13 protein-coding genes and 1 pseudogene are annotated in these 14092 nt (G+C 38.3%); 3 read left to right on the top strand and 11 right to left on the bottom strand.

The genetic code is table 11. The features are described 5' to 3' along the window. Positions 1 to 273: 273 nt before the first annotated feature. Genes KS419_RS12470 through KS419_RS12455 form a run of 4 tightly spaced genes read right to left on the bottom strand, consistent with a single transcriptional unit; the run spans position 274 to position 5764 of the window. Positions 274 to 1182, bottom strand: coding sequence for an ABC transporter ATP-binding protein (locus tag KS419_RS12470; protein WP_217066734.1), 909 nt, complete (start codon positions 1180 to 1182; stop codon positions 274 to 276). After that, positions 1183 to 4044, bottom strand: a complete 2862-nt coding sequence (locus tag KS419_RS12465; protein WP_217066733.1) for an ABC transporter permease — start codon at positions 4042 to 4044, stop codon at positions 1183 to 1185. A gap of 12 nt (positions 4045 to 4056) precedes the next feature. After that, positions 4057 to 5100, bottom strand: a complete 1044-nt coding sequence (locus KS419_RS12460; RefSeq protein WP_217066732.1) for an efflux RND transporter periplasmic adaptor subunit — start codon at positions 5098 to 5100, stop codon at positions 4057 to 4059. Further along, a complete protein-coding gene (locus KS419_RS12455) occupies positions 5063 to 5764 on the bottom strand; it encodes an ABC transporter ATP-binding protein (RefSeq protein ID WP_217066731.1) in 702 nt (233 codons plus the stop codon). The genes KS419_RS12460 and KS419_RS12455 overlap by 38 nt, the downstream gene beginning before the upstream one ends. Before the next feature lie 422 nt (positions 5765 to 6186). Between KS419_RS12455 and KS419_RS25225 the strand changes: the two are divergent. Then, positions 6187 to 8034, top strand: a pseudogene (locus tag KS419_RS25225) (carbohydrate-binding domain-containing protein); the annotation flags it as partial. Between the two features lie 324 nt (positions 8035 to 8358). Then, a complete protein-coding gene (locus tag KS419_RS25510) occupies positions 8359 to 9291 on the top strand; it encodes an LPXTG cell wall anchor domain-containing protein (protein WP_380086088.1) in 933 nt (310 codons plus the stop codon). A 135-nt stretch (positions 9292 to 9426) separates the two neighbouring features. Here the strand turns inward: KS419_RS25510 and KS419_RS12445 are convergent, their stop codons facing one another. The 7 genes from KS419_RS12445 to KS419_RS12415 all read right to left on the bottom strand — a co-directional run bounded on the left by KS419_RS12445 (position 9427) and on the right by KS419_RS12415 (position 13184). Continuing rightward, positions 9427 to 9834, bottom strand: coding sequence for a hypothetical protein (locus KS419_RS12445; protein ID WP_217066730.1), 408 nt, complete (start codon positions 9832 to 9834; stop codon positions 9427 to 9429). A gap of 148 nt (positions 9835 to 9982) precedes the next feature. After that, positions 9983 to 10591 (bottom strand): guanylate kinase, encoded by a 609-nt coding sequence (locus KS419_RS12440; protein WP_217066729.1) that lies wholly within the window; start codon positions 10589 to 10591, stop codon positions 9983 to 9985. Between the two features lie 165 nt (positions 10592 to 10756). After that, positions 10757 to 10951, bottom strand: a complete 195-nt coding sequence (locus KS419_RS25645) for a cysteine-rich CWC family protein (protein WP_217066728.1) — start codon at positions 10949 to 10951, stop codon at positions 10757 to 10759. 72 nt (positions 10952 to 11023) lie between these two features. Further along, the gene (locus KS419_RS12430) at positions 11024 to 11779 is read right to left on the bottom strand and encodes a YfjL-like protein (protein ID WP_217066727.1); all 756 of its coding nucleotides are present in this window, start codon (positions 11777 to 11779) and stop codon (positions 11024 to 11026) included. Beyond that, complete coding sequence (locus KS419_RS12425) at positions 11760 to 12362, bottom strand: hypothetical protein (protein WP_217066726.1); 603 nt, start codon at positions 12360 to 12362, stop codon at positions 11760 to 11762. Before KS419_RS12425 ends, KS419_RS12430 begins: the two co-directional genes overlap by 20 nt. Beyond that, positions 12355 to 12849 (bottom strand): RNA polymerase sigma factor, encoded by a 495-nt coding sequence (locus KS419_RS12420; protein ID WP_217066725.1) that lies wholly within the window; start codon positions 12847 to 12849, stop codon positions 12355 to 12357. The genes KS419_RS12425 and KS419_RS12420 overlap by 8 nt, the downstream gene beginning before the upstream one ends. A gap of 47 nt (positions 12850 to 12896) precedes the next feature. After that, positions 12897 to 13184: a hypothetical protein gene (locus KS419_RS12415; protein WP_217066724.1), complete on the bottom strand. Its 288-nt coding sequence runs from the start codon at positions 13182 to 13184 to the stop codon at positions 12897 to 12899. A gap of 253 nt (positions 13185 to 13437) precedes the next feature. Between KS419_RS12415 and KS419_RS12410 the strand changes: the two genes are divergently transcribed. Further along, the gene (locus KS419_RS12410; RefSeq protein ID WP_217066723.1) at positions 13438 to 13788 is read left to right on the top strand and encodes a c-type cytochrome; all 351 of its coding nucleotides are present in this window, start codon (positions 13438 to 13440) and stop codon (positions 13786 to 13788) included. Positions 13789 to 14092 lie beyond the last annotated feature (304 nt).

The following is a 14092-nucleotide window of genomic DNA, read 5'->3' as shown; positions in this document are numbered from 1 at the left end:
ATTTTTTGTGAATTAATTCACATAAATAACATGAGCAAATCAAAGATTTGAATATATCAAGATTAGAAAGTCCATCAAAACTATTTCTTTGAGTAGCAATTTCTTTTATCTTTGCTAATAATCCTCTTTTTCGCAGAAAGTTTAATAAAATATTCACAAAGTTTAAATGGTAAAGGGGGTAAGGGGAGTGAAGGAAAGGAAGTAGTGACAAGGGCATAGAGAATTACCCTTCAACTGTCACTACTTCGAAAGTCACTAAGCATGGGGATTCGATCAAGTATCTGTTTTCTCCTTTGCACCTTCAGGATTTAACAAGACAATCCTCCCATCCTCAAGAACAACCTGCAGTTTATTTGAATCTTTTATTCCAATGGAATCCAAATAATCTCTCGGGACTTGAATTCGCCCTGCACGATCTAATACAGCATACTCAACATGGGTATCTTCTTCCATGGGATCTGAATCATTATGTGTTTCATCATCCTCTTGTTGCTTATAGACAGGTCTTCTAATAATTTCACTTGACGTTTTTCCATCACGAATCGCCACGACACGGTCCATTTTCCTCGAAAGTTGCATATCGTGGGTAACAATCACAATGGTCACACCAAGGGATTGATTCAATTCACGAAACACATCCAGAATGATATCCGCAGTTCTTGTATCTACACTACCCGTCGGCTCATCTGCAAGTAACAGACTTGGACTATTGACAAGGGAGATGGCGATAGCAACTCGTTGCTGTTCCCCTCCAGACAACATGTGAAGTTTACTGTGAATTTTGCCCCCGAGGCCCACCATCTCCAGTAATTCCATGGCCCGCTCCCTTTTATAGCGGCCTTTTAACATCATCGGCAGTTCCACATTTTCCACCGCTGTTAAATACGGAATTAAATTTCTAGCATTGTTCTGCCAAATAAATCCAACCGTATCCCGTTTATATATTACTTGTTCTTTATCCGAAATTCTCAACAAATCCTTCCCATCCACAAGAAGTTTTCCCGCTGATGGACGGTCTAGTGCTCCCAACATGTTTAATAATGTGGATTTCCCGCTTCCACTATTTCCGATGATTCCTACCATTTCACCATCGTTCACTTGCAAGTCAAGTCCTTGTAATGCAATAACCTCATGTTCATCATCAATTTTATAAATCTTAACCAAGTTTTCACATGTTATCATTTAATCCTCACCTAACTTTATGGCTTGATGGATCTTGATCTTCTTCAATAAAATTACGAGTATGGAGATTCCCACAATAAACAGAATGGAGACAAAGATATAAATCTTCATTTCATCACTTGCATCAAATATAACCTGAAACGGAGGTACCATTGTCTGACTTGAAAAGGAGTATTGGAATAATGGTACAAAGAGCTGACTTGCTGCTCCTCCTATGATGATTCCCAGAAAACAGGCAAATCCTGACGTCATTACTTGCTCCCAAATCAAAATACTCAATAGTTTTGGCATTGGAATCCCCATTGCTCGGTACACTCCATACTGTAATGTTCTTGATTTAATAGTGACGATCCAATAAATGAGAAATCCGATTAGAGTTATGAAAAGGGAGATAATAAACCCTAGAGACAACGTCCCATTTAAGCCTAATAAGAATGCGCTATTCTTTAGATCTATAATTTCTGGTTGGACATCATTCATATTAGAAACGGGTATTCTTTCTTCTCTAATTTGTTCATATATATCATTACGGGAACTGTCTTGCTGGACATTTAGCCAGACTTTATAAGGTTCTAACCCCATGACATTCTGTACATAAGGGAGATTAGCAATGATTAATGTAGGATTACTGTCCCCTTCCCTCTGCTTATTTGGATTGAAGGACGGCCAGTAATCCACAATACCATAGACCACAAATTCAGCTTGATTCGAACCACTCCATTGAAGGGTAAGATAATCCCCTTCCTTCACTCCTAACCCATTGGACACAGAACTGGAAATCAAGACTGAACTTGGTTCGGACGCCATTAAGTTTAAATAGGCGTACCAGTGATGAGGTAATAGATTCGGTTTAAACCAAGCTGTTTCTCCAAACTCCTTCGGTTCAATGGCCATTAATTGAGCCGAGAAGATACTCTGCCCTTGTGATTCTGCCTTTACCCCTTCTTTATGAAAAACTTTTGTTGCCTGCTCCACACCATTCAAATCTAAAAACGGTTCAAAAGGAGGTTCGATATAACTGACTTCCGGCCTTTCTCCGTTGAGGGAATCCTCATCTGTTCCAGCTTCTAACTCTTCACTGGCTGAACCAGTATCATAAGCCGACGCTGTGGTGACAGTTTCTGTACTTTCCCATCTAATTTCTATTGCAATATCTGCCCCATTTTGATAGAGGATTTGTTCTTCCATATTTGTATTAATGGTTCTCGCGGAACTAGCACTGTATACACCAATTCCTATAGTCATAATTAAAAACAACATGAAGAATTGATATTGTTTTGCAGATCGACCAACTTGTAAAAAAGTAGAGTATAGGGAAATGGACCAAAACTTCTCTCCAAGCTTATAGATTCCTCTCAATATCCAAGGATAGATTCGAAGAACGAATAAGCCAAGACCAATAATAAAAACAGCAGGTAAGAAGAAAAGAACCGGATCAATATATAGATCTCCCCCTTGAGAGGATGAGATCATTTGTTGATTTCTTTGGAAAGTATATAATCCATATATAGACACAGCGATTAATCCTAAATCAAAAAAGATGGAGTACCATTTGTACTGATTTATGGATGATGCTAAGTTTTGTTTATGACTCACAATGCTTTTTTTCGAAGCAAAGTAAACCGGCACCATCACCATAAAGATCGAGGCCACCACTGCATAAAAAGCATACAGATAGGAGTCTGGCAATATTTCAACAGGTAATGCGGTTCGTTGGACAAATTCCAGGAAACCGTTTGTCGCTCCTAACAAATGACAAAATAGAAGTCCGATCCACGGGCCGATTAGCAATGCGATGGTTCCTAGTAATATCATTTCTATGAAGTAAATGAGCAGAATCTGGGATCTCTTAGCCCCTCTGCTAGCAAAAACAGCAATTTCATTTAATTGACGTTGAATGATTAAACGGGATACCATAAATAGATAAATTCCTAACATCACCAATACAGGGGCTATTAATGACCACAACATTGTTTGGAGCTGACTGCTCCTTTGGTCATATGTTTTTAATATATCTGCCACCGGAAAATCTGTGAGGATAATGGTTTCCATCAAGGCACTTGTTTCCCGGTTAACTATTCGATCAAGGGCAAGTAATGAAGCGATATCTTCACTTCTTATAAATGAATAATCAAAGGCAGATACGAACCTTGAAGTTTCCAAAAATTCCTTATTATTTTGAAGGAGTTCATTCCGAAAAACTTCTTCGTCCACGATGAAATCTCTACTATAGGAATCTGCCGATAGTATCCAATAAGGATGACTAGGATCATTTGGCGTAAAAGTCCCTACTGGTTTCACTATTACTTTTTCGTCACCTTCTCCAATTTCAAAGGTGGTTCCAATTACCATATCCCGCTCCAAAAGTGCCCGTTCAGGTACAATTGCTTCTACTACACCTTCCTCTTTTTTATTGGATGGTAAACTTCCATCTGTTATGGAGATGTGTTCTTCTATGCCGGAAAAGGACATGATCCTTCCACTTAATCTTGTACTTGCTGAGTTATCTATCCCACTTACTCTCATGGGTGATGTACTTAATATCTGAAGTTCCGCGATCGTGGGAATTCCAGTGTTGCTGATCATTTGTTCCTGAAAATTTTCAACCTCGTCCAATACATCTAATTGGTCAATACTATCATCCTTTGAAAAATTTATAGAAAAGGAATAAGTAGTCGGATACGTATTTTCGGCCTGTTGAAAGTCTTCTAAATCACTCACAAGTAACTTATGCATCACACTTGAAGTATAAGTAGGAATGCTTGAAACGAGAGAAACTGTGATCAGTAATCCGAGAAATAAGCTGACTGTCAGCCAACGATTATTAATCATTTTCCGTGCTATTATTTTTAAGAGTGTCATGCTTATCCCTCCTTACTTCAGTATTACTTTATCCCCTTCGTTCAACCCCCGAAGTACTTCAACCTCCGTTGCTGAAATAATGCCAGGTTCGATATCAATTTCTCTTCTTGTATTATCCACGAGAACGTGAACATAATTTCGGCCAAAGCCTGTACGAAGTCCATTCTTCGGAATAATTAACGTATCTTCCTTTTCAGCTGTTATAATCTCAATACTTGCTGAATCACCAGTATTAATTCCATCTGGAGCGTTATGTAAATTTATGATAATACTTCTGCGATACATATCTGGATTATTGTTAACCACATCGTCAGGAATTGTATCTGGTGTTTGTACAACTTCACCTTCCAGATCTTCCCCGTTCATGGTGATGTTTACTTCCATCCCAATTTTCACATCTGCCAGGTCATTTGCAGCGATAGCAGAATAGATTAATTGTAGTTTAGACAGATCTGCCACCTGAACTAATGATTGAAATGCATCCACATAATCCCCTGGTCTTTGGTCTGTTACAAACGTAATGATTCCATCCATAGGAGCTGTTATTTGGGAAGTGTCCAACTGCCTTTGAAGTTGTGATAACCTAAGTTCTAATCCTTTCTTATCCAACTCTGCAATTTGAATTGTATATTTATCAGCATTCTGAGCCCTTAATTGTTCTAGACGAATATCTGCCTTTGCCAACTCAATTTCAAGCTGATCCACATCATATGCCAGACTACCACTGTCCACTTCTATTAAGATTTGCCCTTTTTCCACTAAATCCCCTTCTGCTACATAAATTCCCTCTAGTCTACCTCCAGCCTGTTCATAAAAAAGATTCTCACTTTGAATTGGTACAAAGCTGCCTGTTCCGGTTACTCGCCTTCTTATGTCTCCCCGTTCCACTTCTACTAAATCATAATCAATACTGGCCGGTTCCACTAACGGTGGAGCAAGCATCTCTTCTTCTTGTGGGAGCAGGGAACATGCTGGTAAAACAGTTAAAAGGAAGAAGATTGTCCCAGTAAAGAAAATATTATTTAATTGTATCTTGTTCATGTTTTGCTTTTTCAATTTTCCCATCCTCCAATAAATAGACGTTCTCTAAGATTTCTAGTATCTCAGGGTCATGCGTTGTCATCATGATCGTCATATTTTTACTTGTCGTAAGTTCCTGAAAAACTTTTATTATATGGAATGACATGGCAGAATCCAACTCTGCCGTAGGTTCATCTGCTAGAATAAATCGCGGAGTCGGGGCAATAGCCCGGGCAATGGCAACGCGCTGCTGTTCTCCTCCTGAAAGCTCATACTGACGGTGTTTCGCACGCTTCGTTAAACCTACAAGATCAATGGAATCTGCTATTCTATCATTCCATTCGTTACGGGCTACGCCTGCAATCCTCAGTCCAAATTCGATATTTTCTTCGACTGTCATAAGAGGTACCAGTCCAAATGATTGAAAGATAATCCCGATATTATTCCGTCTAAATTCTGTACTCTCCTTGTCCGAGAATGTATGAATTGGATTTCCTTTAAAGAAAATTTCACCAGTTGTTGGCTTATCGAGACCCCCAAGTAAATTTAATAAAGTCGTCTTTCCCGATCCTGATCTTCCCCTCAAAGCGGTTAGACTATGTTGCTCAATCGACAAATCTATTCCCTTTAATATTTGAATCTCTTTATTTCCTTTTCCAAATGTACGACCAACATTTTTAACAGTAACAATTGGTTCCATTAGCTCACCACCTTCCATATTTACATGCTCCAACTCGTTTGATAGCGCTTTCGCAATTATAATCAGGAAACCGATTTCTTAATTGTGTCTAACTTAGCTGAAAATGTTCAAAAAGTCCAGCTAGTTTTTAAAAAAGTCCGTGATATAATTTCGTCATAAGGGTGAAAATTTTGTCAAAAATTGTTTTATTTGGTTTTGTAAGCGCTTAAATCAAAGGTTTTCATCCGTATTTCCTTAACGAGAAGGGAGAGAAGTAAATATTAAATTGAAAATTAATGCCGTTCTACGAAAGTTACACTTACAATTTTATAGCTTCCAGAGTTGCAGATCAATATTTTTTTAGTATCGAGCGAAATCGGTTTCGTTTTACCATTGTCATTGTCCTACAATTTATATTTTATTATTAGGAGTTAGCATTTAAGCATGATATGTATGTAATTGTGGACTGGCATGTTCATGCACCAGGCGATCCAAGGGCACCAATTTATTCTGGAGCTTATGATTTCTTTGAGGAGATTGCCAACCACTATAAAGATCATCCTAAATTCCATTATATCATTTGGGAAATTGCGAATGAACCAAGTAGTAATAACACTGGAGGCCCTGGGATTAAAAATGATGAAACTGGATGGAAGGCTGTAAAAGAATATGCAGACCCAATTGTTACTATGCTCCGTGAAAAAGGTGACAATATTATCCTTGTAGGCAGTCCGAACTGGAGCCAACGACCGGATTTAGCTGCAGACGACCCTATTATCGCAAAAAATATTATGTATTCTGTTCACTTCTACACTGGATCGCACGCTCCCTCAGCTACCAGTTATCCAGAAGGAACTCCTAGTATAAATAGATCAAATGTAATGGGAAACACAAGGTATGCTTTGGAAAATGGAGTTGCAGTCTTTGCAACTGAATGGGGTACAAGTCAAGCAGATGGTGATAAAGGCCCGTTCTTAGATAAAGCTGATGTCTGGCTAAATTTCCTTAATGAGAATAATATTAGCTGGGCAAACTGGTCTTTAACAAATAAAAATGAAACTTCAGGTGCTTTTATACCATTTGAATTAGGGAAGACAGATGCTACCAAATTAGATCCTGGTATTGACAAACTATGGTTACCACATGAACTTAGTATATCTGGTGAATATGTACGTGCCAGAATAAAAGGAATAGAATATAAACCAATTGATCGAAAGAAATTCTATAGCGTACTTTGGAATTTTAATGATGGAACTAGACAAGGGTTTGGTGTGAACGTAGACAGTCCCATTAAAGAAGGCGTAACAGTTAGTAACTTTGGAAACGCACTTCAAATATCGGGATTAGACGCTAGTAATGATCTATCTCCTGGAAACTACTGGGCTAATGTTCGGCTATCTGCTAATACTTGGGGAAAAAGTGTTGATATACTTGGTGCTGAAGAAATAAGGTTTGATGTCATCGTTGATGAGCCAACAACTGTATCGATTGCAGCAATTCCGCAAGGCCCATCAGCTGGATGGGCAAACCCTAAACAAGCAGTTCAAGTAAATGAATCAGACTTTAAGCCATATAAAGATCGCTATAAAGCAGTATTAACTATAACTAAAAATGATTCACCATCTCTTGAAGCAATTGCAATGCATACTGACAACAACTTAATGAATAATATTATTCTTTTTGTTGGCACAAAAAATGCTGATACTATATTACTGGATAATATAACAGTCGTTGGTGAAAGAAAAGAAATTGAAGTTATTCATGATCCAATAGGAACAGCTGAATTTCCAACATCATTTGAAGATGGTACCCGGCAAGGATGGGATTGGCATTCTGAGTCCGGTGTAAAAAATGCTCTTACAATCAAAAAAGCAAATGGAAATAATGCTCTCTCATGGGAATATGCCTATCCAGAAGTAAAGCCAACAGATAACTGGGCTTCTGCCCCTCGTTTAAATTTTACAAGGAATGAATTAATTCGTAGTGATAATGATTTCGTAGTATTTGATTTGTTTTTAGACCCAATTCGTGCCACAAAAGGTGGTATTGCCATTAACGCTATCTTCCAACCACCATCTGCGGGATATTGGGCTCAAGCACCAGATAGTTTTAATATACTATTTGATAATTTAAATGAGAAAACAAAAACTGTTGATGGACTGTATCATTACAAAGTAAAAATTAATATTAGAAACATTAGTACAATTAAAGATACAGACCCCTTAAGAAATATGATTCTAATTTTCGCAGACCTTGAACACAGTGATTTTGCTGGTAGAGTATTTATAGACAATGTTGGATTTGAAAAGGCTCCTGATGTTTCAGAACCACCACAGGATGGGGATACTCAACAACCGAGCGATGATCAACAACCGGGCGATGATCAACAACCAGGCGATGATCAACAACCAGGCGATGATCAACAACCAGGCGATGATCAACAACCAGGCGATGATCAGCAACCAGGCGATGATCAACAACCGGGCGATGATCAACAACCTATCGCAGAAAACATTGAGGTAACAGATATTAACGACTTTGTATTAGAAGACAATACCTTTAAAGTACAAGAATTAGCTAGGAATATTGCCATAAAAAAAGAAGTTATAGAATTAATGCCTGAGCATTCTACACTTCTTTTGTCCGTTGGAAATGCTTCTGCAAAGATACCAGTTACATTATTAAAAGGCGACTCTGATGTAATATTCAGTTTTGGTACGGACCAGTCTGAATCTGTAACAGTTCAAAATGCTAGAGCCGTTAGTTCCGTATATAATTTTTCAATTATTAACAGCACTGGTGAAAAAATATCAGAGTTTGATACACCGATAACTTTAACATTTAAAGTATCAAATGTAATGAACCCTGAAAATCTGGTAGTTTATTATATTGATGGTAAAACTATTGAAACTCTAACACATGATATCGTAGAAGATGTAGTTATTGTTAATGTTAATCACTTTAGTTTTTATGGTGTATTCGAGCTAAATACTGAAGAGGTTGATCCGGCTGATCCAGCTGATCCGGCTGACCCGGTTGATCCGGCTGATCCGGCTGATCCAGCTGATCCAGCTGACCCGGTTGACCCGGTTGACCCGGCTGATCCAGCTGATCCCGCTGACCCGGTTGACCCGGCTGACCCAGTTGACCCGGTTGATCCGGCTGACCCAGTTGACCCGGTTGATCCGGTTGACCCAGCTGACCCGGCTGATCCGGTTGATCCGGTTGATCCAGTTGACCCAGTTGACCCAGTTGACCCAGTTGACCCAGTTGACCCAGTTGACCCGGTTGATCCGGTTGACCCAGTTGACCCGGTTGATCCAGTTGATCCGGTTGACCCGGTGAATTCTGTGGTTCCAGTTAATCCTGAGTTATCTGGAGAGGGAGACGAAAATAGAACTGACAAAAAAGTAGAACTAGAAAAAGATACTGGTGGTAAATTACCAAACACTTCAACAAATATGTATAACCTACTAACAATTGGTTTAATGTTGCTAATTATTGGTTTAATTACCTTTGAAAAACGTAAGAAAAGAAACTTAATTTAAAAATTCTAAGACAGGATTAAGGTGAGACGACTCTAGGTTGTGAGTCGTCTCATTTTCCTAGTTATATCCGTTCAAAAAGAAAATCAACTCTCCGTTATCTTACTAATAAGTCTATATTGCAGTACACCGTATTTTTTAATCAGTATAATTTCCATCCATATTTAATCTACCTGACCTGCGGTACATATCATCTTGAGCACGTTGACCACGAATACGTTCCTGTTGTCCTTTAGCTCCACGGTCAAATCCCCTTCCCCGCACATCATACTCCCGTGTTTGGACATGGGTACCTCCCCTCCATGAAGAATTCATGGCGTTAGACTGAAAATGCGCATCATCCCTCCGTCTTTGATTCCAAATTCCTGTCCTACTTTGCCTTCGATCATTATCCATTTCAACGTATGGTGTATCGAAACCATGCGTCTGATTAGTGTTAAAACCAGTTGTTGTTTCATTTATTCCCCCGTCATTCATATCTCCACAAGCTGATAAACTAGAGAGAAAGAACCCAGTTGCAGCAAGACTAATTGCTATTATTTTCATTGTACCAACCTCCTTTTTTCTAGGGTGTCTTTACATATTACGGATTATTCTCAGAAGACAAAAAACAGCCGTTAGTCCAATTTGGACAAACGACTGTTTTAAACTCTAATGGTGTAGTATACTCATGCATTACATTTTATTATTGTTTTTATAAAGGTTCTTTTTCTGCCTTTTTTTCTTCTAACTTTCTTTTAAAATACTCTTCCATTGTATTGGTTACTTCATATGCTATATGATCTGATCGATAATTTTCAAATACATGCTCACATTTTTCCCTGTAAGCCATATCCTCATCATAATGGGCGATATGCTGTTCAATGACTTCCGGATCATCTCCCCGTTCTTTCTGGCGGTTCACCACAGTCTCGCGATCTGCATAGACAAAGAACCGAATAACTTTATCACCATAAAGGGATTTTAATATATCAGCACCTTCTGTATTTAATACAAGATAAATACACCCCATTTTTTCAAACTTCTCTTGAATATCCTTTTCCTTTATTCCATAAAGATTTCCATTTATCTCGACACTTTCGAGAAATTCGCCATTATTCTTGGCAGTTTCAAACTCCTCCCTAGAAATATAATGATAATCTTCACCCTCGGTTTCATATGCCCGTGGCTTTCGGGTCGTATAAGAAATAACGGTTTCCATGTGCAGAGTACTTTCCCCAACAAGCTTCGATACTGTTTTCCTTCCAGAACCGTCTGGACCGGTAAACACAAAAATCATCTCTTTTTCCTTTAAATTGTACATTGATTTTCCTCCCTTGGAATACAGACTTAAATCAATCCAAAACTGTTGTGACCTAAATTTCCTGTGTTCCGTGCAACACTTTACTATACTGTTTCTACTTCGTATTGGAGTAATCCTGCCTAAGAAAGAAAAATTCTAAATTTTCAAATAAAAAGAGCTAGTTTCTTATATGTATCTTTCTTTGTATTTTTTCAGACAATCTCTACAGATACATGTTTTTTTTGCTAGAGTGATAGGTAATTCATCAAAGATTTCATTCGGGAATTGCACTTCTCTGCACCAGCAATTGGAAGAATTTACGGAACAGTTATTAAATTCTCCACAAAGTGGACATTTTTTTTCATCAGAAGAATGATCCATACTACACCTCTCATTATGGAATACTATAGGAAAAGCTTAAGGCAAATATTCAGCCTCAAGCTACTTAGTTGATCAGTGCTCAGTAATATCACGTTCACGAATATGGTCATCAGCAGTGAAACCAATGGCGAATTTTACATATCCCCTGTTCAGTGATTTATCAGAAACACCCGAACCAATTTCATTTCCATTTATCGTAACCCTTTCATAAGGATACCCTGCTTCATTTAACGTTTGTTGAATAGTAACTGCCTCCTGAAAAACATCACTTTTGTTGGACGCGGTTGAATTCAATACAATAAAGAATGTGGGATCCCTATCAAAGGGAAGACTTTTATCCCAATTCACATTTTCATCAAGTTCTCCCCTTAAGACTTCAAGGTAGACATCTACGGCAAATATGCTTTCCACTTCAGGAGATAATAAATCGTAAATTTCCTCTCCTGCCTCTTCGGATAATTTGTTCATCAATGATGTATCTAACAAGGAAGTGCGAATAGGATCTATTCGCACCGCTGGTCTCGGTAAGCCACTGACGGTAAAAATATGGTTTCTCCCAATATCAGTTGTACTTTCAGTGCCATCTTCTTCAGCAATAGCATTTCCACTTCCTATTTCCACAATATGAAATACATATTCGCTAAATTTAAAATCAAAGTACTTTTCAGTGACACGGAATTCCCTTTCAGGATAAGTTACTTCCAAGTGATGATTTAATGCCCGTTCCGCAAAATATTTACTCACTGGATTACCATTAAATGAGTTATATACGAAAAATACAAAGGAAACTAATAATAATAGAAGAAAGCTAAGTATGATTTTTTTCACGGTTATCTCCGTCCTTTTCCTTAAGTTTTAAAATAATCCAACCAATAATACTTCCGATAAGAGCAAACAAATAATGAATAATGGTCATCATAAACGCTCCAAATAAACTGCTTCCAATAAATTCTGCTATTGTAATTCCATCGATGTAATGACCTCTCCAATAGACTAAAACACTATCACCGATAGACCACAGAAATATTGGTATGAACGTTATATAAAACACAATTTTCATATCCTTGTAAAAGAGATATGTCACTAAACCAAGAACTGTGTACCAAAAGATAAATCCAAAGCTATCATTCATGAGGGAAGTACTGATTGCGAGGATGAATGAGATCCCCACAAAAATGATTTGGAACAACGAAAGACGTTGATTGATTTTTTTAAACATTTTTTCATCGTTAACTGGTGAGTCAATGCTACCTTTAGGTAACGGTTTCTCAATCTGTTTCATTACCTCTTGAAGTTCTTTATTTTTTTTCAACTGTTCTTCTAGCCAGTCGGTTGTCTCAGGGCTTAATAACCCTTCCTCATACAATGGAAGAAGATCTTCAACTAGGTGGCGTAATTGTTCATCATTCATATTTCTCCAGCTCCTTTTGTAATTTGAGCTTTGCCCTGTGAAATGTAATTCGTGAGTAGTTTTCACTTTTCCCTATGAGTTGGCCAATTTCATGGAAGGAAAGTTCCCCATAGATTCTCAATGTGACAATTTCTTTTGTAACTTCATCTAATTTATTGATTAAATGAATTAAATGAAGCCGTTTTTCTTTTTGAATTATCTGTGTTTCTAAGGATTCTGTGGTTTGTAAAAGCATTTCATTTTGAAGTTTTGTTGCCAAATCTCCCTTATATTTATTGGTTCGAAAGTGTTTGAGTAAAATATTCTTTGCTATTGAAAAGGTCCACGTTTTGAGGGTGGATTTCCCAGAATAAGTATTATAGTTTTTGATTGCTTGATAAAAAACCTCTTGTGTCATATCTTCCGCAATCTCCTTATTCATCGTTTTCACATAGAAGAACGCATAGATGCTTGGTTGTATTTCTTTATATAATTCTTCTAGTTTCATCATTCCACTCCTCAAACAACCTGACTGCTGGCAGCATTGTTTCGCTCTCACATAATTAGTTCCTCAAACAATTGATTTGTTACAAAAAAATTTAAAAAAATATTAGAAAAGCGCAAGCGCCTAAGCTCACGAGCGTAGGGCAGTGCCTCTTCCTCTACAAGCATCGCTCCGTTGTTTATCCGTCCATCGGGCAAAACGCCACGTCCTGTGGCATGCCCGATATTAGGACGTCCTGTCCGTCGAGGCAACTCGAAGCTAACTCGCGAAGTAAACGCTCGTTGGACAGCGAATTCGAAGAAGTAGCTAGAAGTCCGATCTTTGACTTCGGTTGTCACTTCCGAAGTGCCCCGCAGCGAGTAGGCGATGGAGCTAGACAATGCCCGAAGGTGCAAAAACTTATACTTACCTTTAAATAAAGTTTGTATCTTCCTTTATCATAAAGTAAATTTTTCCACTGCATAGTATTTTTTTGTCCACTATATAGGTCAGGGCTGAAATCCATTGTCATCAAATCTACATGTTTTATCGATAATGGTGTTTTTTTTTCTATTAAAATGATAAGTAGATTACACTGAAGGGAGTAACAATGTGGAAAAACAGAAAAAAATTTTTGGCCTATTATTATTTGTAGCGTTAACTGTAATGATTTTGATGGGATGTGAGGTCTCAGGGAATGGACAGTCAGATTCGCGTGGAGAAGTGGATGAATTAACATCCATTGCTCAACCCCTTTACAACAGGTCTTGTATAGGCTGTCACGGTACAGATTTAAACGGGGCTTCCGCACCTGGTCTTTTAAATACCGGTTTATCGAGACAAGAGTTTATTGATTTTACATATGAAGGAGTGGGTTTGATGCCTGGAAAACTCGTTTCATTAGAAGATGCGGAAATTATTACAGATTGGATCATTCAGATGGAAGAAAACATGAATAAGTAATGATATGTATCTCTTCAGCATGGATCAGGACTGTTCTTTAATAATTTAATAAATCAAGTTGTACCCAAATGAGGAGGCCGAGACGGATTTCGGTCAGAAGTTGGCTCAACTTGTGCCCGAACGGGTCGCTCCACAAGGGTTTCGGTCGGAAGATGGGGCAAGTTCTTCCCGAACGGGAGCTCGAGACGGATTTCGGTCAGAAGTTGGCTCAACTTGTGCCCGAACGGGTCGCTCCACAAGGGTTTCGGTCAGAAGTTGGAGCAACTTGTGCCCGAACGGGTCGCTCCACAAGGGTTTCGGTCAG

The sequence above is a fragment of the Evansella tamaricis genome (assembly GCF_019042215.1).
GTDB lineage: Bacteria > Bacillota > Bacilli > Bacillales > Salisediminibacteriaceae > Evansella > Evansella tamaricis.
The sequence above is the reverse complement of the archived record's forward strand: the minus strand, read 5'-3'. Positions and strand labels throughout refer to the sequence as shown.

Excerpts from the sequence above, each read along its gene's own strand:
- KS419_RS12470 (WP_217066734.1), bottom strand. The coding sequence starts at position 1,182 with ATGATAACATGTGAAAACTTGGTTAAGATTTATAAAATTGATGATGAA.
- KS419_RS12465 (WP_217066733.1), bottom strand. The coding sequence starts at position 4,044 with ATGACACTCTTAAAAATAATAGCACGGAAAATGATTAATAATCGTTGG.
- KS419_RS12455 (WP_217066731.1), bottom strand. The coding sequence starts at position 5,764 with ATGGAACCAATTGTTACTGTTAAAAATGTTGGTCGTACATTTGGAAAA.
- KS419_RS25510 (WP_380086088.1), top strand. The coding sequence starts at position 8,359 with ATGCCTGAGCATTCTACACTTCTTTTGTCCGTTGGAAATGCTTCTGCA.
- KS419_RS12445 (WP_217066730.1), bottom strand. The coding sequence starts at position 9,834 with ATGAAAATAATAGCAATTAGTCTTGCTGCAACTGGGTTCTTTCTCTCT.
- KS419_RS12440 (WP_217066729.1), bottom strand. The coding sequence starts at position 10,591 with ATGTACAATTTAAAGGAAAAAGAGATGATTTTTGTGTTTACCGGTCCA.
- KS419_RS25645 (WP_217066728.1), bottom strand. The coding sequence starts at position 10,951 with ATGGATCATTCTTCTGATGAAAAAAAATGTCCACTTTGTGGAGAATTT.
- KS419_RS12425 (WP_217066726.1), bottom strand. The coding sequence starts at position 12,362 with ATGAATGATGAACAATTACGCCACCTAGTTGAAGATCTTCTTCCATTG.
- KS419_RS12420 (WP_217066725.1), bottom strand. The coding sequence starts at position 12,849 with ATGAAACTAGAAGAATTATATAAAGAAATACAACCAAGCATCTATGCG.